The 23,985-nt window shown below is 69.7% G+C and carries 24 protein-coding genes; 13 read left to right on the top strand and 11 right to left on the bottom strand.

Annotated elements, in window-relative coordinates; genetic code table 11:
• Positions 1 to 29: 29 nt before the first annotated feature.
• Positions 30 to 1,202: an HpcH/HpaI aldolase/citrate lyase family protein gene (locus ACWGKQ_RS36650; RefSeq protein ID WP_453296360.1), complete on the bottom strand. Its 1,173-nt coding sequence runs from the start codon at positions 1,200 to 1,202 to the stop codon at positions 30 to 32.
• A gap of 176 nt (positions 1,203 to 1,378) precedes the next feature.
• On the opposite strand from ACWGKQ_RS36650, the gene ACWGKQ_RS36645 reads away from it, so the two are divergent.
• A complete protein-coding gene (locus ACWGKQ_RS36645; RefSeq protein WP_453296359.1) occupies positions 1,379 to 2,140 on the top strand; it encodes a TerD family protein in 762 nt (253 codons plus the stop codon).
• A 92-nt stretch (positions 2,141 to 2,232) separates the two neighbouring features.
• Here the strand turns inward: ACWGKQ_RS36645 and ACWGKQ_RS36640 are convergent, their stop codons facing one another.
• The 6 genes from ACWGKQ_RS36640 to ACWGKQ_RS36615 all read right to left on the bottom strand — a co-directional run bounded on the left by ACWGKQ_RS36640 (position 2,233) and on the right by ACWGKQ_RS36615 (position 6,843).
• Positions 2,233 to 2,970, bottom strand: a complete 738-nt coding sequence (locus ACWGKQ_RS36640; RefSeq protein WP_453296358.1) for a TerD family protein — start codon at positions 2,968 to 2,970, stop codon at positions 2,233 to 2,235.
• Positions 2,971 to 3,090: 120 nt separating this feature from the next.
• Positions 3,091 to 4,236, bottom strand: coding sequence for a DUF475 domain-containing protein (locus ACWGKQ_RS36635; RefSeq protein ID WP_453296357.1), 1,146 nt, complete (start codon positions 4,234 to 4,236; stop codon positions 3,091 to 3,093).
• Between the two features lie 127 nt (positions 4,237 to 4,363).
• Entirely contained in the window at positions 4,364 to 4,939 is a 576-nt protein-coding gene (locus ACWGKQ_RS36630; protein WP_453296356.1) for a TerD family protein, read from the bottom strand.
• Positions 4,940 to 5,056: 117 nt separating this feature from the next.
• A complete protein-coding gene (locus ACWGKQ_RS36625; RefSeq protein WP_217551609.1) occupies positions 5,057 to 5,632 on the bottom strand; it encodes a TerD family protein in 576 nt (191 codons plus the stop codon).
• A 197-nt stretch (positions 5,633 to 5,829) separates the two neighbouring features.
• Positions 5,830 to 6,288 (bottom strand): peroxiredoxin, encoded by a 459-nt coding sequence (locus ACWGKQ_RS36620; RefSeq protein WP_453296355.1) that lies wholly within the window; start codon positions 6,286 to 6,288, stop codon positions 5,830 to 5,832.
• Positions 6,289 to 6,408: 120 nt separating this feature from the next.
• Positions 6,409 to 6,843, bottom strand: a complete 435-nt coding sequence (locus tag ACWGKQ_RS36615) for a DUF3052 domain-containing protein (RefSeq protein WP_453296354.1) — start codon at positions 6,841 to 6,843, stop codon at positions 6,409 to 6,411.
• A 432-nt stretch (positions 6,844 to 7,275) separates the two neighbouring features.
• On the opposite strand from ACWGKQ_RS36615, the gene aceE reads away from it, so the two are divergent.
• Together aceE and ACWGKQ_RS36605 are read left to right on the top strand one after the other, a co-directional pair.
• Positions 7,276 to 10,023 (top strand): pyruvate dehydrogenase (acetyl-transferring), homodimeric type, encoded by a 2,748-nt coding sequence (gene aceE, locus ACWGKQ_RS36610; RefSeq protein ID WP_453296353.1) that lies wholly within the window; start codon positions 7,276 to 7,278, stop codon positions 10,021 to 10,023.
• A 76-nt stretch (positions 10,024 to 10,099) separates the two neighbouring features.
• A complete protein-coding gene (locus ACWGKQ_RS36605) occupies positions 10,100 to 10,915 on the top strand; it encodes a potassium channel family protein (RefSeq protein ID WP_453296352.1) in 816 nt (271 codons plus the stop codon).
• A gap of 50 nt (positions 10,916 to 10,965) precedes the next feature.
• Here the strand turns inward: ACWGKQ_RS36605 and ACWGKQ_RS36600 are convergent, their stop codons facing one another.
• The gene (locus tag ACWGKQ_RS36600; RefSeq protein ID WP_453296399.1) at positions 10,966 to 11,253 is read right to left on the bottom strand and encodes a small hydrophobic protein; all 288 of its coding nucleotides are present in this window, start codon (positions 11,251 to 11,253) and stop codon (positions 10,966 to 10,968) included.
• Positions 11,254 to 11,477: 224 nt separating this feature from the next.
• Positions 11,478 to 13,097, bottom strand: a complete 1,620-nt coding sequence (locus tag ACWGKQ_RS36595; protein ID WP_453296351.1) for an MFS transporter — start codon at positions 13,095 to 13,097, stop codon at positions 11,478 to 11,480.
• A gap of 66 nt (positions 13,098 to 13,163) precedes the next feature.
• Here ACWGKQ_RS36595 and ACWGKQ_RS36590 point away from each other — a divergent pair, with 66 nt between their 5' ends.
• From ACWGKQ_RS36590 to ACWGKQ_RS36580, 3 genes are all read left to right on the top strand, one after another.
• Positions 13,164 to 13,790 (top strand): TetR family transcriptional regulator, encoded by a 627-nt coding sequence (locus ACWGKQ_RS36590; RefSeq protein ID WP_453296350.1) that lies wholly within the window; start codon positions 13,164 to 13,166, stop codon positions 13,788 to 13,790.
• Positions 13,791 to 13,902: 112 nt separating this feature from the next.
• The gene (locus ACWGKQ_RS36585) at positions 13,903 to 15,120 is read left to right on the top strand and encodes an alpha/beta hydrolase (protein WP_453296349.1); all 1,218 of its coding nucleotides are present in this window, start codon (positions 13,903 to 13,905) and stop codon (positions 15,118 to 15,120) included.
• Positions 15,121 to 15,187: 67 nt separating this feature from the next.
• On the top strand, positions 15,188 to 16,039 hold the full coding sequence (locus ACWGKQ_RS36580; RefSeq protein ID WP_453296348.1) for a DUF4429 domain-containing protein: 852 nt from the start codon (positions 15,188 to 15,190) through the stop codon (positions 16,037 to 16,039).
• Between the two features lie 83 nt (positions 16,040 to 16,122).
• Here the strand turns inward: ACWGKQ_RS36580 and ACWGKQ_RS36575 are convergent, their stop codons facing one another.
• Entirely contained in the window at positions 16,123 to 16,590 is a 468-nt protein-coding gene (locus ACWGKQ_RS36575) for a MerR family transcriptional regulator (RefSeq protein ID WP_453296347.1), read from the bottom strand.
• A 96-nt stretch (positions 16,591 to 16,686) separates the two neighbouring features.
• Here ACWGKQ_RS36575 and ACWGKQ_RS36570 point away from each other — a divergent pair, with 96 nt between their 5' ends.
• Both ACWGKQ_RS36570 and ACWGKQ_RS36565 read left to right on the top strand, forming a co-directional pair.
• Positions 16,687 to 17,157, top strand: a complete 471-nt coding sequence (locus tag ACWGKQ_RS36570) for a GNAT family N-acetyltransferase (protein WP_453296346.1) — start codon at positions 16,687 to 16,689, stop codon at positions 17,155 to 17,157.
• Positions 17,158 to 17,176: 19 nt separating this feature from the next.
• The gene (locus tag ACWGKQ_RS36565) at positions 17,177 to 18,001 is read left to right on the top strand and encodes a serine hydrolase domain-containing protein (RefSeq protein ID WP_453296345.1); all 825 of its coding nucleotides are present in this window, start codon (positions 17,177 to 17,179) and stop codon (positions 17,999 to 18,001) included.
• 160 nt (positions 18,002 to 18,161) lie between these two features.
• Here the strand turns inward: ACWGKQ_RS36565 and ACWGKQ_RS36560 are convergent, their stop codons facing one another.
• Positions 18,162 to 18,815 carry a pirin family protein gene (locus ACWGKQ_RS36560; RefSeq protein WP_453296398.1) on the bottom strand — a complete coding sequence of 218 codons (654 nt, stop codon included), beginning with the start codon at positions 18,813 to 18,815 and terminating at the stop codon, positions 18,162 to 18,164.
• A 73-nt stretch (positions 18,816 to 18,888) separates the two neighbouring features.
• Between ACWGKQ_RS36560 and fasR the strand changes: the two genes are divergently transcribed.
• From fasR to fabF, 5 genes are all read left to right on the top strand, one after another.
• Positions 18,889 to 20,094, top strand: coding sequence for a fatty acid biosynthesis transcriptional regulator FasR (gene fasR, locus ACWGKQ_RS36555; protein WP_453296344.1), 1,206 nt, complete (start codon positions 18,889 to 18,891; stop codon positions 20,092 to 20,094).
• Positions 20,095 to 20,183: 89 nt separating this feature from the next.
• Complete coding sequence (locus ACWGKQ_RS36550) at positions 20,184 to 21,104, top strand: ACP S-malonyltransferase (protein ID WP_453296343.1); 921 nt, start codon at positions 20,184 to 20,186, stop codon at positions 21,102 to 21,104.
• Between the two features lie 17 nt (positions 21,105 to 21,121).
• Positions 21,122 to 22,153, top strand: a complete 1,032-nt coding sequence (locus ACWGKQ_RS36545) for a beta-ketoacyl-ACP synthase 3 (RefSeq protein ID WP_453296342.1) — start codon at positions 21,122 to 21,124, stop codon at positions 22,151 to 22,153.
• 89 nt (positions 22,154 to 22,242) lie between these two features.
• A complete protein-coding gene (locus ACWGKQ_RS36540; protein ID WP_046425089.1) occupies positions 22,243 to 22,491 on the top strand; it encodes an acyl carrier protein in 249 nt (82 codons plus the stop codon).
• Between the two features lie 85 nt (positions 22,492 to 22,576).
• Positions 22,577 to 23,839 carry a beta-ketoacyl-ACP synthase II gene (gene fabF, locus ACWGKQ_RS36535; RefSeq protein WP_453296341.1) on the top strand — a complete coding sequence of 421 codons (1,263 nt, stop codon included), beginning with the start codon at positions 22,577 to 22,579 and terminating at the stop codon, positions 23,837 to 23,839.
• Positions 23,840 to 23,985: the final 146 nt, after the last annotated feature.

Raw genomic sequence — 23,985 nt, 5'->3', positions numbered from 1 at the left:
ACGTTCCCTGTGTCGTCCCTCGGAGCCCGTCAACCCGGTATCCCGGCGGCGAGCAGCTCCACGAAGCCGACGTCCTCGTTGGCCACGCCGAACACCTCGGCGCGGAGCATGGTCCGCTCGGCCCAGGCGCGGTGCGGCTTCACCTCGTTCATCTTGTTCGTGTAGGCCGAGCGAAGTACACCCCCGCCGCCCCGTTCCGGCCGCAGGATGTCCTGGGCGTCGCAGAACTCCTCGTGACTGACGACGGACAGCGCGTGCACGGGGATGACGTGGGACGGGTGGATGCAGGTCTTGCCGAGCAGCCCGTTGGCCTGGTCCAGGGAGATCTCCCTGAGCAGTCCGTCCATGGCGTGCTCGATGAGCCGCTCGCGCAGCTCCACCGCCTGCTCCGCCAGGAAGGGGCTCTGCCGCAGCATCGGCTTGAACATGCGCTCGGGGACCCGGAAGTACTCCCAGACCGGCCCGGTCACCGTGAAACCGGTGCCGTCGGCCCGGCCCAGCATGTTCACCACGTCGGCGATGACGGAGGCGATGATCTGCACGTCGTAGGCGGTCATGTCGGGGGCCCGCCGCAGCCCGTAGGACGAGCAGAAGTCGGTGACCCCGAGGCGCAGCGCCAGCACCTTGTCACGGTACTTGTCGACGGCGCGGGCGATGCCCTCCAGGGCCTCCACCCGCGTCTCGCGGTACATCAGCTCGGGCGTCTCAAGCACCGGCATGCCGAACAGCCGGCGCCCGCTGTCCAGCGCGGCGCCGTCCAGGGCCTGGAGGAAGGGGATGCCGCGTTCCTCGGTGAACTTCGGGAACACGAATCCGGACAGCAGCGACACGCTCGCGCCCAGCCGTCGTACCAGGTCGGGGATCTGCTCGGGCTCCCGCACCCGGATGAAGAGCAGCGGCAGCTCCACGCCGGCCCGGTCGCGCTCGGCCAGGTCGGCGAACTGCCGGACGAGGTTCTCCTCGCCGGCCGCCACGTCCTCGTCGCCGATGGAGTCCTCCAGGCACAGCACCATCGAGACCACGCCGAGCGCCGCCTGCTTGACGATGTCGTCGGCGAGCCGCGGCCGGGTGGCCGGGCTGTACAGCGTGGCTCCCAGGGCCGCGGAGAGCAGCCGGGACGGGGAGTCGGCGGTGAACTCGCACGGCTCCTGATGGAAGAGGCGCTGCCGCACCTCAGGTGCGATGTGCCCGAAATGACGCATAGAACTCCCCCGTGGCGTGGGCCGATCCTGTGAAATTGGTAAAGGGTGGCCGGTAATAGTACGTACAAAGCCATGTCCGGGGTTCCCGCCGGGCATGAATTTCAGGTAACCCGCCCATGTCGGTCGCGAGGCCCCCCGCGTTGTCGTGACCAGGACCGAGAGGGCAGGATGACCGCATGACGCACGCGATGCTGAAGGGGTCCAACGTCCCGGTGGAAGCCACCACGGTCCGGGCCGTGCTGCGCTGGACGCCCGGGCAGGGAGTTCCGGACGTCGACGCCTCGGCGCTGCTCCTCGGCCCCGACGGACGTGTGCGCTCCGACGAGGACTTCGTCTTCTACAACCAGCCCCGGCACCCCTCCGGGAAGGTCTGGCGGCTCGGCAAGAAGCGGGTGGCCGAAGGCCTCACCGACACGATCCAGACAGATCTCCCCGGTGTCGAGCCCAACGTCGGCCGAATCCTGCTGGTCGCATCGGCGGACGGCGTGCCGTTCGAACACGTACCCGCCCTGCGCATCCTGCTGTACGACGCCGCGGCGCCCGACGCCGAGGCGCTGGCCCACTTCGACATCAAGCCGGAGACCGGCGCCGAGACGGCCCTGATCTGCGGCGAGCTGTACCGCAGGGGCGACGGCTGGAAGTTCCGCGCGCTGGGCGAGGGCTACAGCAACGGCCTCAGGGGCCTGGCCACGGACTTCGGCATCTCGGTGGACGAGTCGGAACCGATGGAGGAGCCGTCGGCCTCCATGCCCCTCCCGCCCGAGCAGCCCACCTCAGTACCCACCCAGCCGGCCTACGGCTACCCCCAGCCCGCCTACACCCAGCAGCCACCCCAGTCGGGCTACGGCTATCCCCCGCCGGCCCCGATCCCGGTGGCGACGGTCCCGAACTCGGACTTCAGGCTGCCTCCGCAAGGGCCACAATTCATCGGACGCTAGCTGGATGCTTTCAGGGGCGCGGGGAACTGCGCGACCAGCCACGACGGCGCAGCAGTCGCGCACCCACCGCACAACCCACCCCGGTGGGCGAACTACTTCTCCACCTTCGTCTTATAACCCCGCCCCCACTGCAACCCCCACCCGTACAGCCGGTCCAGCTCCCCCTGGAACCCGTACACGAACTTCACCTCGCGCCGGACGATCAGCTCGCCCTTCACGTTCTCGATCATCACCACCGCACAGGACCGCGCCTGCGGATGCCGCTCGTCGAGGCCTATCTCGATGCGCGGCCCGTTGCTCGGGTACAGCGTGACGATCGCGTGGGTGCGGTCGAACGCCGGCGTCTGGTCATAGATGTAGACGAACACCAGCAGCCGCTTGATGTCGTCCCGGTGATCGAGGTTCACGTACATCGTCTCGCCGGACGCCGACCCGAACCGGTCGTCGCCGCTGAGCTTGACGTACGGCGGTGCGTTCACGTCCCCGAGCAGGCCGCCGAGCGGCTGGACGACCCCCTTGCTCCCGTCGGCCAGCTCGTACAGCGCCCCGAGGTCGAGGTCGACGTTGACCATGCTCTGCCCGTGCCCCATCACCTCCGGCGGCTTGAGCGCCCTGAAGGGGTGCCGGAACAGACTCGTGCGCTGTTCGCCGTCGAAGTCGGACGTCCGCATCCGCCAGGCGAGGTTGACCCGGAGGTTGCCGGTGGCCGCGCCCTGCTTGGTGAGGGACACCTGCTGGTGCCGCCTGGTGAGCTCGATGGCGTTGGACGCGGCGCTGCCCGAGTCGAACTCGGCCGCCCGCCCGCCCAGCAGTCCGTCGAAGAAACCCATTCCCGCCCCCACTAACTGCTGCCGACGCCCAGGGGGCGGCCGACCGGTCGGCCGCCCCCATCAGAGCGTTCCTCGTCCAGGAGGGCGTCACACCCTCCGTTTTCGGCCCGGCGAGCCGGCTCAGACCCCGGACGAGACCTCAGCCCTCTCGTCCGACCCCGCTTTTCCCTCGGCTTCCGCGAGTCGCTGGTTGCGCCGTACGGAGGACCAGAACGACCAGCCGATCAGGACGACACCGACGAGGCCGGTGATGACCTCGTTGATCTCGTACTGGATGGTGACCATCAGGATCACGGCCAGCGCGCCGATCGCGTAGTGGGCGCCGTGCTCCAGGTAGACGTAGTCGTCCAGGGTGCCCTGGCGGACCAGGTACACGGTGAGCGACCGGACGTACATCGCGCCGATGCCGAGGCCGAGAGCCATCAGCACGATGTCGTTGGTGATGGCGAAGGCGCCGATCACGCCGTCGAAGGAGAAGGACGCGTCCAGGACCTCCAGGTAGAGGAACATGAAGAACGCGGCCTGGCCGGCCAGCAGCACCGGCGACTTCTTCTTGCCGCTGCGCTCGGCCTCTTCCTCCTCCTCGTGCTCGCGCTCCTCCTCGGCCTCCAGCCGGTCCTCGAAGAAGCCGGAGAGACCACCGACGATCATGTATGTGATCAGGCCGGCGATGCCGGCGATCAGCACCGTCTGCGCCTTGTCGACATGGCCGCCGCCGTGCTGGTGGGCGTGGGTGGCGAAGGTGAAGGAGGTGATCAGCAGGACGATCAGGGCGATGCAGACCGCCAGCATGTCGACCTTGCCGAGCTTGGCGAGCGGGCGTTCGATCCAGCGCAGCCACTGGATGTCCCGGTCCTCGAAGATGAAGTCCAGGAAGATCATCAGCAGGAACATGCCACCGAAGGCGGCGATCGCCGGGTGGGCGTCGGTGACCAGCTCCTGGTAACGGTCCTTGTTGTTGAGCGCGAGGTCGACGGCCTGGATGGGACCCATCTTGGCGGTGATCGCGACGATGACGACGGGGAAGACCAGCCGCATACCGAAGACCGCGATGAGGACGCCGACCGTGAGGAAGATCTTCTGCCAGAAGGCGTTCATCTTCTTCAGGATTCCGGCGTTGACGACCGCGTTGTCGAACGACAGGGAGATCTCGAGGACGGCGAGGATCGCCACGATGCCGAAGGCCTCCCACCCCCCGTAGAAGACCGCGGCGACCAGTCCGAGCGCGGTGATCGCGAACGACCAGCCGAAGGTTTTCAGAAGCACTGGCTACCCAATCGTGTGTGTACGGGTCTCGCTCGCGCCGTACTCGGCTTTACTCACTGTTGACCACGGAGTCTAGAGGGCGCCGGTGTCCTACGGCTCGGTCGGCCCCCAAATCGGGGTGAAGGTCCTATGAGACGTTCACACCGAAGTCGAGTGCGATGCCGCGCAGACCGGACGCGTACCCCTGGCCGACGGCCCGGAACTTCCACTCGCTCTGGTAGCGGTAGAGCTCGCCGAAGATCATGGCGGTCTCGGTGGAGGCGTCCTCGGACAGGTCGTAGCGGGCGAGCTCCTGGCCGTCGGCCTGGTTGACCACCCGGATGAAGGCGTTGGAGACCTGGCCGAAGGTCTGGCCGCGCTCGTCGGCCATGTGGATCGAGACCGGGAACACGATCTTGTCGCAGTTGGCCGGCACCTTGGGCAGGTCGACCAGAATCGATTCGTCGTCGCCCTCGCCCTCACCGGTGAGGTTGTCGCCGGTGTGCTCCACCGAGCCTTCCGGGCTCTTGAGCTGGTTGTAGAAGACGAACCACTCGTCGCCGAGGACCCGGCCGCCCTGGCACAGCAGTGCGCTGGCATCCAGGTCGAAGGGGGCGCCGGTGGTGGAGCGGGCGTCCCAGCCGAGTCCGATCATGACGTTGGTGAGGTTCGGTGCGGCCTTCGAGAGGGAGACATTGCCCCCCTTGGCGAGCGTGACGCCCATGATGCTGGTCCTCCCCTAGCAATGCTTCTCCGGTTGTCCTGCGCGTCCGGCGCCGACCGTAAACGGTTCGGCGCCGGACAGAGCGGACTTTCGAACGCCCCGTGGCGTTCGCATGACTCAGACGTTGACGCCGAAGTCCTGGGCGATGCCGCGCAGGCCGGAGGCGTAGCCCTGGCCGATGGCACGGAACTTCCACTCCGCGCCGTTGCGGTACAGCTCGCCGAAGACCATCGCGGTCTCGGTCGAGGCGTCCTCGGACAGGTCGTAGCGGGCGATCTCGGCGCCGCCGGCCTGGTTGACCACGCGGATGAACGCGTTGCGGACCTGCCCGAAGGACTGCTGGCGGTTGTCGGCGTCGTAGATCGACACCGGGAAGACGATCTTGTCGACGTCGGCGGGGACCGTGGCCAGGTTGACCTTGATCACCTCGTCGTCGCCCTCGCCCTCGCCGGTGAGGTTGTCGCCGGTGTGCTCGACCGAGCCCTCCGGGCTCTTGAGGTTGTTGAAGAAGACGAAGTTCTGGTCGCTGCCGACCTTGCCCGCCGAGTTCAGCAGCAGTGCGCTGGCGTCCAGGTCGAAATCGGTGCCGGTGGTGGTCCGGACGTCCCAGCCCAGACCGACGAGGACCGCGGTCAGGCCGGGGGCCTCCTTCGTCAGCGACACGTTGCCGCCCTTGCTGAGGCTGACTCCCACGGGTCCTCCCAGGTGTGTCCAGGGGCGGGGTGCCCCGTCGTGCTTCGGATACCGGATCAACGATTCGATCCTAGTGACGGGTTCCCGTCGCACGCAGGCCCTGGACCCCGAAGAATCACGGGGTGTCGGCCGTACCGCCCCCTAGGGGACCCGGCGCGGCGGTCACCGGACGGCCGGCTCGGGGGCGGAGGCGGGGGTCACAGCGCGTCGAGCGCCGTCACGTAGTCGTTCAGGTCCCGGGCGTCCGGCAGCCCGTTGACCACGGTCCACCGCACGACACCCTCCTTGTCGATGACGAAGGTGCCGCGGACGGCGCAGCCCTTGGCCTCGTCGAAGACGCCGTAGGCGCGCGAGGTCTCGCCGTGCGGCCAGAAGTCGCTCAGCAGCGGGTACTCCAGGCCCTCCTGCTCGGCGAAGACGCGCAGGGTGTGGATGGAGTCGTTGGACACGGCCAGCAGCTGGGTACCGCGGTCCTCGAACTTCGGCAGGTTGTCGCGCAGCTCGCACAGCTCGCCGGTGCACACACCCGTGAAGGCGAACGGGTAGAAGAGCACCACCACGTTCTTCTCGCCACGGAAGTCGGACAGCCGCACGGTCCGGCCGTGGTTGTCCTTGAGCTCGAAGTCGGGTGCCTTGTCGCCGACCTGGATCGCCATCGTCCTGCATCCCATCGTCAGGGGCTGTTCGGGTGAGAACACCCTATGCGGCAGCCCCTGCGCGGCCATCACGGCATGCCGGTGGACGGACCGTGACCCGGTCCGTCCACCGAACGGGGCTCAGCGCTTCTTGGCCGCGGCCTTCGGCGTGCTCAGCCGGCTGCCGTTCCAGTCCTTGCCCACGCTGACGCTCTTGGTCTGCGAGAGGCCGGCGGTGGTCACCGCGTCACCGATGTCGCTCGGCTCGATGTAGCCGTCGCGGCCGGTCTTCGGTGTCAGCAGCAGGATCGCGCCACCCTCTTCCAGGTAGCTGAGGGCGTCGACCAGCGCATCCGTCAGGTCACCGTCCTCGTCGCGGAACCACAGCACCACGGCGTCGGCCACGTCGTCGTAGTCCTCGTCCACCAGCTCGGTCCCGGTGGCCTCTTCAATGGACTCGCGGAGCTCCTGGTCGACGTCGTCGTCGTAGCCGATCTCCTGGACCACCTGCGCCGGCTGGAACCCCAGCCTGGCGGCAAGGGTCCGCTCCTCCGCGTGGTCCGCGGTCGCGCTCACGGGTTGCCTCCTGATCATGTCTTGGTGATGAACTCAGCCACGCGCGTGCGCGAAGCATTGGCCGTAGTCCACACGGGCGGGACGGATCGCGCAAGTACCCGGCCGTTCAGACCGCCGAAACGGTGACGATCCCGGCCGTGTCGCCGCAACTCCCGGCACCGTATCGCGGACCCATGTGACACACACCACTCCCTTTTGCCCGCAATGTCCCTTTCGGAATCATCCTCACATACGGCGGTCGAACGAGTTTGCCAAGCGCGTCACACCCCGGGCGTATCGTTGCGTTTTGGCCGGTCGCGAGTTACCTCACGGTAGAGATGACGTGCGCTGCCCCGGGGTGGACGATGGACAGCGGTGCAGGCCAAGCGCAGGGAAACAGTGAAAACAGGGAAAAACAGGGAATCAGTGCCCCTCTGACAGGTAAGGAACAGCGTGGCTTCCGGATCCGATCGCAACCCGATCATCATTGGCGGCCTTCCGAGTCAGGTTCCTGACTTCGATCCCGAGGAAACCCAGGAGTGGCTCGACTCGCTCGACGCCGCCGTGGACGAGCGCGGCCGGGAGCGGGCCCGCTATCTGATGCTCCGCCTGATCGAGCGCGCGCGCGAGCGGCGCGTGGCGGTGCCCGAGATGCGCAGCACGGACTACGTGAACACGATCCCGACCCGGGCGGAGCCGTTCTTCCCGGGCAACGAGGAGATCGAGCGCAAGGTCCTCAACGCGACCCGCTGGAACGCCGCGGTGATGGTCTCCCGCGCCCAGCGTCCGGGCATCGGTGTCGGCGGCCACATCGCCACCTTCGCCTCCTCGGCCTCCCTCTACGACGTCGGCTTCAACCACTTCTTCCGGGGCAAGGACGACGGCCTCGGCGGCGACCAGGTCTTCTTCCAGGGCCACGCCTCCCCCGGCATCTACGCCCGCGCGTTCCTGCTCGACCGGCTCGACGAGGCCCAGCTGGACGGCTTCCGCCAGGAGAAGTCGAAGTACCCGGACGGCCTCTCCAGCTACCCGCACCCGCGCTCGATGCCGGGCTTCTGGGAGTTCCCGACGGTGTCGATGGGCCTCGGCCCGATCGGCGCGATCTACCAGGCGCGGATGAACCGCTACATGCACGCGCGCGGGATCGCCGACACGTCGAAGTCGCACGTCTGGGCGTTCCTCGGCGACGGCGAGATGGACGAGCCGGAGTCGCTCGGCCAGCTGTCCATCGCCGCCCGCGAGGGCCTGGACAACCTGACCTTCGTCGTCAACTGCAACCTCCAGCGGCTGGACGGCCCGGTACGCGGCAACGGCAAGATCATCCAGGAGCTGGAGTCGGTCTTCCGGGGCGCCGGCTGGAACGTGATCAAGCTGGTCTGGGACCGCACCTGGGACCCGCTGCTCGCCCAGGACCGCGACGGCGTCCTGGTCAACAAGATGAACACGACCCCGGACGGTCAGTTCCAGACCTACGCCACCGAGTCCGGCGCGTACATCCGCGACCACTTCTTCGGTGACGACCAGCGGCTGCGCGCGATGGTCGAGCACATGAGCGACGACCAGATCCTGCACCTGGGCCGCGGCGGCCACGACCACCGCAAGATCTACGCGGCGTTCAAGGCGGCCACCGAGCACCGGGGCCAGCCGACGGTCATCCTGGCCAAGACGATCAAGGGCTGGACGCTGGGCCCGAACTTCGAGGGCCGCAACGCCACGCACCAGATGAAGAAGCTGACGGTCGCCGACCTCAAGGGCTTCCGGGACCGCCTGCACCTGCCGATCTCCGACCGGGAGCTGGAGTCCGGCCTGCCGCCGTACTACCACCCGGGCCGGAACTCGGAGGAGATCCAGTACATGCACGACCGGCGCAAGGGCCTCGGCGGCTACGTCCCGACCCGCGTCGTACGCTCCAAGCCGCTCGCCCTGCCGGACGACAAGACGTACGCGACCGTGAAGAAGGGCACCGGCCAGCAGTCCATCGCGACCACCATGGCCTTCGTCCGTCTCCTCAAGGACCTCATGCGGGACAAGGAGCTCGGCCGCCGCTTCGTACTGATCGCGCCGGACGAGTACCGCACCTTCGGCATGGACTCCTTCTTCCCGAGCGCGAAGATCTACAACCCGCTCGGCCAGCAGTACGAGGCGGTCGACCGCGATCTGCTGCTCGCCTACAAGGAGTCGCCGACCGGCCAGATGCTGCACGACGGCATCTCGGAGGCGGGCTGCACGGCCTCGCTCATCGCGGCCGGCTCGGCCTACGCCACGCACGGCGAGCCGCTCATCCCGGTCTACGTCTTCTACTCGATGTTCGGTTTCCAGCGCACCGGCGACCAGTTCTGGCAGATGGCCGACCAGCTGGCGCGCGGTTTCGTCCTGGGCGCGACCGCCGGCCGTACGACCCTGACCGGCGAGGGCCTCCAGCACGCGGACGGCCACTCCCAGCTGCTGGCCTCGACGAACCCGGGATGCGTGGCCTACGACCCGGCGTACGCGTACGAGATCGCGCACATCGTCCAGGACGGCCTGCGCCGCATGTACGGCGGCGACGCGGAGCACCCGCACGGCGAGGACGTCTTCTACTACCTGACCGTCTACAACGAGCCGATCCAGCACCCGGCCGAGCCGGCCGACGTCGACGTCGAGGGCATCCTCAAGGGCGTGCACCGGATCAGCGCGGGCACGGCGGGCACGGTCGCGGCGCAGATCATGGCGTCGGGCGTGGCGGTGCCGTGGGCGATCGAGGCCCAGAAGATCCTCGCCGAGGACTGGAACGTCAAGGCCGACGTCTGGTCCGCCACCTCCTGGAACGAGCTGCGCCGCGAGGCCGTGGCCTGCGAGGAGCACAACCTGCTGCATCCGGAGGAGGAGCAGCGGGTGCCGTGGGTGACGCAGAAGCTGAGCGGCGCCGAGGGTCCTTTCGTGGCCGTGTCCGACTGGATGCGATCGGTTCCGGACCAGATCGCACGCTGGGTGCCGGGCACGTACCAGTCGCTGGGCGCCGACGGGTTCGGCTTCGCCGACACGCGGGGGGCGGCGCGCCGTTTCTTCCACATCGACGCGCAGTCGATCGTGGTCGCGGTGCTGACCGAACTGGCCCGCGAGGGCAAGCTCGACCGCTCGGTGCTCAAGCAGGCCATCGACCGGTACCAGCTGCTGGACGTCACGGCGGCGCACCCGGGTGCGGCGGGCGGCGACGCGTAGCGCCTGACGGGCGGACGGGTCAAGGGCGGCGGAGCCGTGGTCTCCGCCGCCCTTGCGGTTTCTTTACGATGCGCACATGAAGGAACAGTCCGCACAGGCGCGTTGGGAGCAGGTCACTCAACGGCCGTTGCTGGCACTCGCGGTGGCCTTCGCCGTCGCCTACGCGCTGCCGATCGTGGACCGTTCCGCCGGGCACGTCCTCACCGCCGCGTGCACGGTGGCGGAGTGGGCGGTGTGGGGTTCCTTCGCCGTCGACTACCTCGTCCGGCTCGCGGTGGCGCCGCGGCGCCGGGAGTTCGTGCGGACGCACTGGATAGACCTGTGCGCGGTGGTGCTGCCGCTGCTCCAGCCGCTGCGGCTGCTGCGGCTCGTCGCGACGCTGATGCTGGTGGGGCGGCGGGCGCGGATGGCCTCGCAGATCCGGCTGACCACGTATGTCGTGGGCACGGTGATCGGGTTGCTGATGTTCGGGTCGCTGGCCGTGCTGTCGGTGGAACGCGACTCGCCGAACGGGAACATCCGGACGCTGGGTGACGCGCTGTGGTGGTCGTTCACGACGATGACGACGGTGGGGTACGGGGACCACGCGCCGACGACGGGGCTGGGCCGGATGATCGCGGTGGGCCTGATGCTCTCCGGGATCGCCCTGCTGGGTGTGGTGACGGCGAACATCGCGACCTGGTTCATCGCGCGGTTCGAGAAGGACGACGTGGAGGAGCGGCGGCAGACGGAGGCGATCGCCTTGCTGACCGATGAAGTGCGGGCACTGCGGGCCGAGGTGCTGGCTCTGCGCGAGGGGGTGGTGGCGGGGGGCGGGGTGCGCTCACCGGCGCTGGCCGGGTGCCGCTGCGCCCACCCGTGCCGCCCCAGCGGCACGACTGCCCGCAGTTGAGTCTTCAGGGGCGCGGGGAACTGCGCGAGCAGCCCCCGCCGGGTCGCACGCTAGAGCGATACGCCACCCAGCAACAGCAGCGCCAGCAGCGTGTCGATCGCTCCCAGCACCACCGCCACCAGCGCCGGTATCGAGCTCTTCGGGTTCCATGCCCGGTCCATGGAGAGCCAGCCGCACGCCAGTGCCGCCGGCCCCAGCACGATCCCCAGCGTGAAGAAGCCGGCGATCGCGCAGATCATGCCGATGATGCCCAGCGTGTCGCGGTCCAGCCCGCTCCGCGGACCTGTGCGGCCGCGTGAACGGGGGTACCCGCGGGTTCGTTGCCCGAAGCTCGCCATCATCAACTCCTCCGTCTCCATGGACTGTTCGGGTTGATGACCGGGTACCCCCGTTCCGCCTCCGCAGACCTGCCCGCGCGCTGCCCCCCTCCAGCAGCGCGCCGCGGCCCGCCGTCCCCCCATGCCCTGCGGAGGACTTGACCCACTGTGACCTGCGGCGCGTGCCGAGGGCGAGGAATCTTTAGCGGAGTCACCCTGATAGGTGAACTCCGCCCATGGATGCCTCAGATGTGGCCCACGCCGGCGTCAGCGCCCGCGTTCTCGCCGCGCTTGGTGAGCAGCGCGACCAGGATCGCGACCGCCGCCACCCCCGCCGCGACGAGCGAGGCGAGGCTCATGCCGGAGATGAACGTGTCGTGGGCGACGTCGGCGATCTTCGCGGCGACCTCCGCGGGCGTGCCCTTGGCGACCGGCGCGACACCGACCTGGACGGCTTCCGAGGCCTGCGCCAGCTGCGCGTCGGTCAGCTTCGGCAGCCCCGCGGCGGCCCAGTTGCCCGGCAGGTCGCTGTCGACCTTGGAGGCCATCACGGCGCCGAGGACGGCCGTACCGAGGCTGCCGCCGATCTGCATCGCGGCCTGCTGGAGACCGCCGGCCACACCGGAGAGCTCCATCGGGGCGTTGCCGACGATGACCTCGGTGGCGCCGACCATGACCGGCGCGAGGCCGAGGCCGAGCAGGGCGAACCAGAGGGACATGAGCGCGCTGCCGGTGTCCGCCTTCAACGTGGACATGCCGTACATGGCGATCGCGGTGGCCGCCATGCCGCCGGCCAGCGGGATGCGCGGGCCGAGCTTGGTGATCGCGGCACCGGCCAGCGGGGAGCCGACGATCATCATGCCGGTGAGCGGGAGCAGGTGGAGGCCGGCGTCGACGGGGTCCATGCCGTGCACGTTCTGGAGGTAGAACGTCACGAAGAACAGGCCGCCCATGAAGGCGATGGCCATCAGGACCATCAGGACCACGCCCGCCGACAGCGGCACGGAGCGGAACAGGCCGAGCGGGATCAGCGGCTCCTTGACCCTGGTCTCCCAGAAGGAGAAGAGGGCGAAGCCGAGGACGGACGCGGCGATGAAGGTCCAGGTCTTGCCGTCGCCCCAGCCCCAGCTCGGCGCCTTGATGAGCGCCCAGACCAGGCAGAACATCGCGCCGGAGAGCAGGCCGATGCCGAGCAGGTCGAAGGAGCGCGGGGCGTTCTCGGCGCGGTGGTCGCGCAGGATCAGCACGCCGAGGACGAGGGCGGTCAGGCCGACCGGCACGTTGATGAAGAACACCGACTGCCAGCTGACGTGCTGCACCAGCACACCGCCGAGGATCGGGCCGCCCGCGGTGGAGGCGCCGATCACCATGCCCCAGATGCCGATCGCCATGTTGAGCTTCTCGGCCGGGAAGGTGGCCCGCAGCAGGCCGAGCGCGGCCGGCATCAGCAGCGCGCCGAACAGGCCCTGGAAGACCCGGAAGGTGACGACCAGGCCGATGCTGTCGGACAGGCCGATGGCACCGGAGGCGGCGGCGAAGCCGACGACACCGATCAGGAAGGTCTGGCGGTGGCCGAAGCGGTCGCCGAGCTTGCCCGCGGTGATCAGGGAGACCGCGAGGGCCAGGAAGTAGCCGTTGGTGATCCACTCCACCTGGGCGAAGGTGGCGCCGAGGTCCTTCTGGATCGCCGGGTTGGCGATGGCCACGATGGTGCCGTCGAGGGCGACCATCATGACCCCGACGGCGACGGTTATCAGGGTGAACCAGGGGTGGCCGCGCAGGCCGGAGGCCGGTGGTTGGTCCGGCAGGGCTGCTGCTGCCTTGTCCCCCGACCCCGCCGTGTCGATCGTGGTCTGACTAGTCATGCGTTCGAGGCTAGTGACAGCCTCTGACAGTTGACAGACAAATTCACTAGTCAGTAACTGTCAGGCATGGAAACGTTGCGCGAACGCAAGAAACAGCGCACCCGGGACGCGCTGCTGCGCGCCGCGCTCGAACTGTTCGTGACCCAGGGCTACGAGCACACCACCGTCGACGAGATCGCCGCCCGCGTCGACGTCTCGCAGCGCACCTTCTTCCGTTACTTCGCCAGCAAGGAGGACGCGGCCTTCTTCGTGCCGCGGCTCACCGAGGAGCACTACGTCGAGGCGGTGCGCCGCCGCCCGCCCGAGGAGGCCCCGCTGGAGGCGCTGCGCCGGTCGGTCATGGACAGCTGGGACACCATCGAGCAGGCGATCGAGCAGTACGTCCCGGTCGAGCTGTTCCTGCGCACGTACAAGATGATCGAGGCGACCCCGGCCCTGTTCGCCGCCCATCTGCGTCGCCATGCGGAGACGGAGGAGGCGATCGCCCGGATCGTCGCCGAGCGGGAGGGCGTCGACCCGGACACCGATCCCCGGCCGCGGCTCGTGGTCGCCGTGTTCGGCGCGGTCATCCGGGTCACCGAGCGGCACTGGTCGGTCGGCGAGGACTTCAGCGTCGCGGCGATCCGTGAACTCACCGCGTCCTACCTCGATCAGGTGGGACCGGCGCTCACCGGGAACTGGCGCGAGGGCTGAACCGTCCGAACACCTGCCACACGGGCCTGAGATCGACCTCACCTTTGCCGAAACGTGATAACTGTCACTCAGTTACCGCGAGACCCCTTCGTTCTCCTAGTGTGTCCTCCCAGTGACTTCCTTCGACGCCTCCCCGCCACTCAACGTCTGGCGCGCACTGCTCGCCCTGGCCGTGGTGTTCGTGATGCTCGCGACCACCGGCTGGACCGCCATGCGCACGCACCGCGAGACCACCGCCCTCCAGGCCTCCCTCGACAAGTGGGAGCACGGCAGTGTCCACGGCCTGCACCTGCCGGACCCGGAGGCCTCGCCCGCGCGGCTCACCCGGTTCTTCGCCTCGCTGACCGCGCAGGAGCGCGACCGGCTCGCGCACCATTACCCGCTGGCCGTGGGCAACATGAACGGCGCCCCGGTCGAACTGCGCTACCAGGCCAACGACATCGCCCTCGGCCGGCAGCGCGCCGTCGAGAAGAAACGCATGCACGACCCCCGGCTCAGCACGGCCGGGCAACAGGACGCCGGCCGTCGTATGCACCGCTACGAGGCGCTGCTGGCCAAGGGCCGGCAGATCCTCGCCTTCGACCCGGACGGCAGCGGCCGGGTCGCGGAGGTGTTCGGCGACCTCGACCGGGCCGAGCGGATCTCCGTCGTGGTCCCCGGCGTCGACACCGACCTGCTCACCTTCCAGAAGACGTACCGCCAGTACACCGCGCCGGTCGGCATGGCCAAGGCGCTGTACAAGGCGGAGCGCACGGCGAGCCCCACCACCCGCACGGCGGTGATCGCCTGGGCCGACTACACCGCGCCCGACGGCCTCGGCGTGGACGCGGCGACCGGAATGGCCGCCGAGCAGGGCGCCGTACGCCTCAACGCGCTGCTGCGCGCGCTGCCCGGCGACGCGCCGGTGTCGATGTTCTGCCACAGCTACGGCTCGGTGGTCTGCGGGGTGGCCGCGCACGCCATGCCGGACCGGGTGGCGGACATAGCGGTGGCCGCGAGCCCCGGGATGCGCGTCGAGAGCGCCTCCCACCTGGGCACCGCGGCCCGGGTGTGGGCGATGCGGGACGCCACCGACTGGATCCAGGACGTCCCTTATCTGGAGCTCGGCGGACTCGGCCACGGCGCCGACCCCGTCTCCTCCGGCTTCGGCGCCCGGGTGCTGTCGGCGCGCGACGCCCAGGGACACGCCGGCTACTTCGAGCCGGGCACGGACAGCCTGCGCAACCTCGCCGACGTCGGGGTCGGCGCATACGGCGCGGTGACCTGCGCCCACGACGATGACGGGTGCCGGGCGGGTTTGTCCGGCACGTTGATGGCCGGACGCGCGTAGAGACAGCAGGAAGTGCGGTACGCGCGGGGATGGGACTGGGAAGCACGTGCCACATACGATGAGCCGCATGGGTGACGTACTGGCCGGATTTCATGCCGCCTGGGAGTTCGAGTCCGACTCCGTGCTCATCCGCTACGAACGGGGGATTCGAACACCCAAGCTGTTCCAGAGCCTGGGTGAACGCCGGGTGCCGCTGGCCGCGCTGGAGGGCGTGACGCTCACGCCCGGGAAGCGGGGCACGGTCGTACTCCGGGCCGAGCCGCGCCCCGGCGCGGATCCGCTGATCGAGGCGGCGGCCGGACAGCTGAAGGACGGCAGCGACCCCTACCGTCTGGTGCTCCCGGCCGAGCGGGCGACCCTCGCCGAGTACTACGCCGACGAGCTGCGGCCGCTGCTCACCGCCTCCGGCCCGGCCGAAAGGTTTCTGGTGGCCGCGCCCGAGGGGCCCCGGCAGTTCAAGGCGTACGACGGGAAGGCGGGCTTCGACGGCAGGGCCGTGCACTTCCGGTGGTCGTGGACGGGCGCGTCCACGGCGAAGTGGAAGGCCGGCGACCAGAGTTTCGCCGTCGCCGACCTCGCGGGGGTGGAGTGGCGGTCGCCGGAGGTCTTCGAGGGGCATCTGCGACTGCTGCGGCGGGACCTCGCGGGGGCGACGCCGGCGGTACCGGCGGATCAGGATCCGGCGGCCGTGGTGTTCGGGCTCGGGTACGGCCCGGTGCACGAGTCACTGCCGTTCGCGGCGGCCGTGCTGGAGGCCCTGCGGGCCAAGGGGGGCGCTGCGGTGCCGGTGCAGGCGGGGCGGCGGGATCCCGCCGACATCGCCGAGCGGATTCGTCATCTGGGAGAGCTGCATCAGGCGGGGCTGGTCACCGATGAGGAGTTCGCCGCGAAGAAGGCGGAGTTGTTGGCGGAGCTTTGAGGGTGCGTTGTCGGGTGCGGGTGGTGGTGGGTTGCTCGCGCAGTTCCTCGCGCCCCTGAAGGGGCGCCATCGTGAGGGGCGCTTCAGCTGCCGCCCGTCTCATAGAAACTGATCTTCCGGTCCAGCACGGACAAGGTGTCGTGCAGTTCGGCGATTCTCGACACGACGTCCCTGCGGGTCTGCTCCAGCAGCTCCCGGCGGTCGGAGTAGGTCGTCTCGCCCTCTCGCACCAGTTCCGCGTATCGCACCATGTCCGCCACCGGCATGCCGGTCAGGCGGAGCTTGGTCACGAAGTCCAGCCAGTCCAGGTCGCGGTTGCTGTAGCGGCGCTGGCCGGTGTGGGAGCGGTCGATGTGGGACATCAGGCCGATCCGCTCGTACCAGCGCAGGGTGTGGGCGGTCAGGCCGGTGAAGGCGACGACCTCGCTGATCGTGTAGCGGTCCTGGCCCTCGGGACGCGGATGCCGCCGGGGTGGGGCGGAACAGATGTCGGCGGGCGCGCGGTCGGGCTGCTGGGTGGGGGCCGCGGTCGTGGTCTGCATCACCGTCATACGCCAAAGCTATGGCCTTGGAGTGCACTCGAAGCAAGCGGAACCGAGTAAGAAAACCCGCGACGAGCGGGGCGGGCGGTGGCTAGCGTGCGGAGCATGAGTCTCGTACGCCGTGCCACGACCGAGGACGCCGCGGAAGTGCTGCGTCTGCGCCAGGTGATGATCGACGCGCTGCCCGGTGGGGACACCTCCACAGGGTGGCACACCCAGGCGCGGTCGGTGCTGGAGGAGAAGCTGGGCGAACCCGACGGGGACTTCGCCGCGTTCGTCGTCGACCATCCGGACCGGCCGGGGGCGCTGGCCGCGCTGGTGGCCGGGACCGTCGACTACCGGATCGGCAAGGCGCACAACCCGCACGGCCGCTCCGGGTACGTCTTCAGCGTGGCCACCGACCCGGACGCCCGCCGGCGCGGGTACGCGCGCGCGTGCATGACGGAGCTGCTGGCCTGGTTCCGTGAGCGGGGCGCGGGGCAGGTCATGCTGACCGCGTCCGCCGAGGCCGAGCCCCTCTACGCCGCCCTCGGCTTCGCCCACAAGCCGGACCCCACGATGAGCCTGCGGCTCTGAGCCGCTTAGGGTCGTAGGCATGTCCTTGAACAGCCTCGCGTCGATCGAGAACTGGCCCGTCCCCACCGCCGCGGCGGGTGTCGTACGCACCGACGGGACGGTCCTCGGTACTCACGGGCCGGTCGGACAGCGCTTCCCGCTGGCCTCCGTCACCAAGCCGCTCGCGGCGTACGCGGTGCTCGTCGCGTACGAGGAGGGGGCGGTCGAACTCGACGAGCCGGCGGGGCCCGAGGGGGCGACGGTACGGCATCTGCTCGCGCACACCTCGGGGCTGGCCTTCGACGAACACCGGGTGACGGCGCCGCCCGGGGAGCGGCGGCTGTACTCCAACGCCGGGTTCGAGGTGCTCGGGGAGCATGTCGCCAAGGCGACGGAGATGCCGTTCGCCGAGTACGCCCGGCAGGCGGTGCTGGAGCCGCTGGGCATGACGTCGACGTCGCTGGAGGGGTCGCCGGCGAAGGACGGCGTGTCGTCGGTGTCCGACCTGCTCCGCTTCGCGGCCGAGTTGCAGGCGCCGAGGCTGCTGGATCCGCGGACGGTGGCGGAGGCGACGCTGACCGTCCAGTACCCGGGGACGAAGGGGGTGCTGCCGGGGTACGGGCACCAGAACCCGAACGACTGGGGGCTGGGCTTCGATATCCGGGACGGCAAGGCTCCGCACTGGACGGGTTCCTCGTCCTCGCCTCGGACGTTCGGGCACTTCGGGCAGGCGGGGACGTTCCTGTGGGTGGACCCCGAGGTGGGGTCGGCGTGTGTCGCGCTGACGGACCGGGCGTTCGGCCCTTGGGCGGTCGAGGCGTGGCCGGTGTTCACGGACGCGGTGCTGGCGGAGCTGCGCGGCTGAGGTCGGCTGGGGCGGGGGGGGACGCTTACCGGCGCCGGCAGGGTGCCGCTGCGCCCACCCGTGCCGCCCCAGCGGCAGGACTGCCCGCAGTCAGGTTTTCAGGGGCGCGGGGAACTGCGCGGGCAACCCCCACCGGCCCGCAGGCAACGGACGGCCGCGGCTACCCCGCCATCTCCCACATCAGCAGCTCCGTCGGCGTCAGCCCCTCCGCCGCCAGATCCTTCGCTTCCACCAGCCGTGCTGAATCCCCGGGCCCCAACTCCTCGCCCCCCAGCCGCACATCCCCCCGCACCACGTGCACGTACACATACGCCCCGTCCGGCACCGCCGTCCGCTCCCCCGCCCCCAGGCGGCGGACGTGCAGCATCGCGCCGGCCTCCGGGAGTGCGTACGGGGTCGAGTCCGCGATGCCGCGGACGATCTCGTACGACGGTTCGCCGCCGGGCCGTAGCGGGGCCAGCCACATCTGGACGAAGGTCAGCGGGCCTGACCCGTCGTTGCGCTCCACGTGGCGGACGCCGCCCGCCGCGCTGAGACGCTGGACGTCCCCGTGCCGCACCACCGTCTCGTTGCCCGCCGAGTCGCGGTGGGTGAGCTCGCCCTCCACCACCCACGTCACGATCTCGGTGTGGCTGTGCGGATGCTCGTCGAAGCCGGCGCCCGGCGCCAGCCGCTCCTCGTTGCAGGCGATGACCGCCGCGAAACGCAGGTTGTCGGGGTCGTAGTGCGGGCCGAAGGAGAAGGCGTGCGACGACTCGATCCCGGCCGCCGGGTCGCCTCCCGGGTAGCGCTGCGCCGCGCGCCTGACGTCCATCACGCCACCACGGTAGACCGCAGTCGGCACCCGGCGGCGCAGGCTCCCGTCCGGATAAGGCAGTCTTGTCCCCGTGCCCGAACCCGTAACGCGCAAGTCCGACCCCTCGGCTCAGCAGGTCCACCCGCACCCCGCGACCCTGAAGCGGCTGGAGAAGTCGTCCGGCAGCCTCGCCGCCCAGGCCATCGCACGCATGGACGAGACCCTGCCGTGGTACCGGGCCATGCCCCCGGAGAACCGCTCCTGGATCGGGCTCGTCGCCCAGGCGGGCATCGCGGCCTTCACCGAGTGGTTCCGGCATCCGGACGCCCCGCAGGCGATCTCGACGGACGTGTTCGGGACCGCGCCGCGGGAGCTGACCCGGGCGATCACGCTGCGGCAGACGGTGGAGATGGTGCGGACCACCATCGAGGTCATGGAGAGCGCGATCGACGAGGTCGCGGCTCCGGGGGACGAGAGGGTGCTGCGCGAGGCGCTGCTCGTGTACGCCCGTGAGATCGCCTTCGCCACCGCTCAGGTGTACGCCCAGGCCGCCGAGGCACGCGGTGCCTGGGACGCCCGGCTGGAGTCGCTGGTCGTCAACGCCGTGCTGAGCGGAGAGGCCGACGAGGGGGCGGTGAGCAGGGCCGCCGCTCTGGGGTGGAACTCGCCCGATCATGTGTGCGTCGTACTCGGGACCGCGCCCGACGGGGACAGCGAGCTGACCGTCGAGGCGATCCGGCGGGCCTCCCGGCACGCCAAGCTCCAGGTGCTGACCGGGGTGCTCGGGGACCGGCTCGTCGTCATCGCCGGCGGCAACGACAATCCGCTGGCCGTGGCCAAGTCACTGATCGGGCCGTACGCCGCGGGACCGGTCGTCGCGGGGCCGGTGGTGCCCGACCTGCTGGCCGCCACGCGGTCCGCGCAGGCCGCCGCCGCGGGGCTCAAGGCCTGTTCCGCCTGGCAGGACGCGCCGCGGCCGGTGCTGGCGGACGATCTCCTTCCGGAGCGCGCCATCGCGGGCGATCCGAGCGCGCGCGAGCAGTTGGTGGAGGAGATCTACAGACCGCTGGAAGAAGCCGGTTCGGCGCTGCTGGAAACGCTGAGCGTCTATCTGGAACAGGCGAGCAGCCTGGAGGGTGCCGCCCGGATGCTCTTCGTTCACCCGAACACCGTGCGCTACCGGCTCCGACGTGTGACTGACGTCACCGGGTGGTCACCGTCCGATGTACGATCCGCCTTCACACTGCGGATCGCGCTGATCCTGGGGCGTCTGGTCGATGGAGATCTCCAGCCATAGGATTTTGTCGGGGCCCCACAAAACCCCCTCGTGTTCTTCGTCCCTGTCCCCACGGGCGGCCGTGGCCGTCCCCAAGAGAGAGTGTGAGAGTGCTCGTACTCGTCGCTCCCGGCCAGGGCGCCCAGACGCCTGGCTTCCTGAACCCCTGGCTCGACCTTCCCGGTGTCGAGGACCGTCTGCGTGCCTGGTCGGACGCGATCGGTCTCGATCTGGTGCACTACGGCACGGACGCCGACGCGGACGAGATCCGCGACACCGCGGTCGCCCAGCCGCTGCTCGTCGCCGCGGGACTCGTCTCCGGCGCGGCACTCGGTGACATCGCCGGCATCGCTCCGGGCGCGGTCGCCGGGCACAGCGTCGGCGAGTTCACCGCCGCCGCCTTCGCGGGCGTCCTGGACGACACCGCCGCGCTGACCCTGGTGCGCAGGCGCGGGCTCGCGATGGCCGAGGCCGCCGCGATCACCCGGACCGGCATGTCGGCGCTGCTCGGCGGCGACCCGGAGGTCTCCGTCGCGCACCTGGAGAAGCTCGGTCTGACCCCGGCGAACATCAACGGCGCGGGACAGATCGTCGCGGCCGGAACCCTGGAGCAGCTCGCCGCGCTCGACGAGGACAAGCCCGAGGGTGTCCGCAAGGTCGTCGCCCTCAAGGTCGCCGGTGCCTTCCACACGCACCACATGGCCCCCGCGGTCGACAAGCTGGCCGAGGCCGCCGAGGAACTCGCGCCCCTCGACCCGAAGTTCACCTACGTCTCCAACAAGGACGGACAGGCCGTCGGCTCCGGCGAGGAGATCGTGGCGCGGCTGGTCGGCCAGGTCGCCAACCCGGTCCGCTGGGACCTGTGCATGGAGACGTTCAAGGAGCTCGGCGTGACCGCCCTCCTGGAGGTGTGCCCCGGCGGCACCCTGACCGGCCTGGCCAAGCGCGCCCTGCCCGGCGTGAAGACGCTGGCCCTGAAGACCCCCGACGACCTCGACGCGGCCCGCGAGCTCATCGCCGAGCACAGCTGAGTTAGGAGCCCACTGCGATGTCGAAGATCAAGCCCAGCAAGGGTGCCCCGTATGCGCGCATCCTCGGTGTCGGCGGCTACCGCCCGACCCGCGTGGTGCCCAACGAGGTGATCCTGGAGACGATCGACTCGTCCGACGAGTGGATCCGGTCGCGCTCCGGCATCGAGACCCGGCACTGGGCGGGCCCGGACGAGACCGTGGCCGCGATGTCCATCGAGGCCTCCGGCAAGGCGATCGCCGATGCGGGTATCTCCGCCGAGCAGATCGGCGCCGTGGTCGTCTCGACCGTCTCGCACTTCAGCCAGACCCCGGCCGTCGCCACCGAGATCGCCGACAAGCTCGGCACGAACAAGGCGGCCGCCTTCGACATCTCCGCCGGCTGCGCGGGCTTCGGCTACGGCCTGACACTCGCCAAGGGCATGGTGGTGGAAGGTTCCGCCGAGTACGTGCTCGTCATCGGCGTGGAGCGGCTGAGCGACCTCACCGACCTGGAGGACCGGGCCACGGCCTTCCTGTTCGGCGACGGCGCGGGCGCGGTCGTGGTCGGTCCCTCGCAGGACCCGGCGATCGGCCCGACGGTCTGGGGCTCGGAGGGCGACAAGTCCGAGACCATCAAGCAGACCGTGCCGTGGGACCGTTTCCGGATCGGCGACGTGTCCGAACTTCCGCTGGACAGCCAGGGCAACGTCAAGTTCCCGGCGATCACGCAGGAGGGCCAGGCGGTCTTCCGCTGGGCCGTGTTCGAGATGGCGAAGGTCGCTCAGCAGGCGCTGGACGCGGCCGGGATCAGCGCGGACGACCTGGACGTCTTCATCCCGCACCAGGCCAATGTGCGGATCATCGACTCGATGGTGAAGACTCTCAAGCTGCCGGAGCACGTCACGGTCGCCCGTGACATCCGCACCACCGGCAACACCTCGGCCGCCTCGATCCCGCTCGCTATGGAGCGGCTCCTGGCGACCGGTGAGGCGAAGAGCGGCGACACCGCGCTCGTCATCGGGTTCGGGGCGGGTCTCGTCTACGCCGCCACTGTCGTTACCCTCCCCTAGGCACTCCGTGCCGGATCATGCATCCGGAGCGGGACGCCGACTGCAACACCGCAGCAACCGTCTGGAACATCTAAGAAGGAGCGCCTGACATGGCCGCCACTCAGGAAGAGATCGTCGAAGGTCTCGCCGAGATCGTGAACGAGATCGCCGGCATCCCGGTTGAGGACGTCCAGCTGGACAAGTCCTTCACCGACGACCTGGACGTCGACTCGCTGTCCATGGTCGAGGTCGTCGTCGCCGCTGAAGAGCGCTTCGACGTCAAGATCCCGGACGAGGACGTCAAGAACCTCAAGACCGTCGGCGACGCGACCGACTACATCCTCAAGCACCAGGCCTGAGGCAGTTAACTAGCCTCCGGCTGCAATGCCCCGCCACCCGGCGGTGGCGCCGTCGAATCCCGTATCCGTTGGAGAAAGAATTCCCGTGAGCCCGACCAATCGCACCGTGGTCGTCACCGGTATCGGCGCAACCACACCGCTGGGTGGCGACGCAGCTTCGTTCTGGGAGGCCCTGGTCGCCGGCAAGTCCGGCGTCCGCCTCCTGGAGCAGGACTGGGCGGCCGACCTGCCCGTCCGGATCGCGGCGCAGATCGCCGTCGAACCGGGCGAGATCATCCCCCGCCCGCAGGCCCGCAAGCTGGACCGGTCCGCGCAGTTCGCGCTGATCGCCGCCAAGGAGGCCTGGAAGGACGCCGGTTTCACCGCCAGGGCCGGTGAGGACGCGGCCGCCGACCCCGACCGGGTCGGTGCCGTCATCGCCTCCGGCATCGGCGGTGTGACGACCCTGCTGGACCAGTACGACGTGCTCAAGGAGAAGGGCGTACGCCGTGTCTCCCCGCACACCGTGCCGATGCTGATGCCCAACTCGCCGGCCGCCAACGTCGGTATCGAGCTGGGTGCGCGGGCCGGTGTGCACACCCCCGTGTCGGCCTGCGCCTCCGGCGCCGAGGCCATCGGGTACGCCATCGAGATGATCCGCACCGGCCGTGCGGACGTCGTCGTGGCCGGCGGTACGGAGGCCGCGGTGCACCCGCTGCCGATCGCCGCGTTCGGCAACATGATGGCGATGTCCAAGAACAACGACGACCCCGAGGGCGCGTCGCGTCCCTACGACTCCGGCCGTGACGGCTTCGTCCTCGGTGAGGGCGCGGGCGTGATCGTGCTGGAGTCCGAGGAGCACGCGAAGGCGCGCGGGGCGCGCATCTACGCCGAGGCGGTCGGCCAGGGCATCTCGGCCGACGCGCACCACATCACGCAGCCGGAGCCGTCGGGCAACGGGATCGCGCACGCGCTGCAGAACCTGCTCGACAACACGGATCTGAAGCCGGCCGAGATCGTGCACGTGAATGCTCACGCGACGTCGACGCCGCAGGGTGATGTGGCCGAGATCAAGGCGCTGCGGAAGGTGTTCGGCGACGATGTCGACCACATGGCCATCTCCGCGACCAAGTCGATGACCGGTCACCTGCTGGGCGGTGCCGGCGGTATCGAGACCGTCGCGTCGATCCTGGCGCTGGTGAACCGGACGGCTCCGCCGACCATCAACCTCGACGACCTCGACCCCGAGGTCAACGCGGATGTGGTGCGGGGTGAGGCACGGCAGCTGCCCGAGGGCAGGATCGCCGCGCTGAACGACTCGTTCGGGTTCGGCGGCCACAACGTGGTCCTTGCGTTCCGGACCGTGTGAGAAACGTTGATCCAAGGCCTGTGGCCCAAACTCCGGTGACGGAGTTTGGGCCACAGTGCGTTTCGTTGTCGGCTGACGGTGGGTGGGGGCTGGTCGCGCAGTTCCCCGCGCCCCTAAAAGACCAGGGGCGGGCGCCCCTTCAGGGG

The sequence above is a fragment of the Streptomyces sp. NPDC054770 genome (assembly GCF_053611985.1).
The sequence above is the reverse complement of the archived record's forward strand: the minus strand, read 5'-3'. Positions and strand labels throughout refer to the sequence as shown.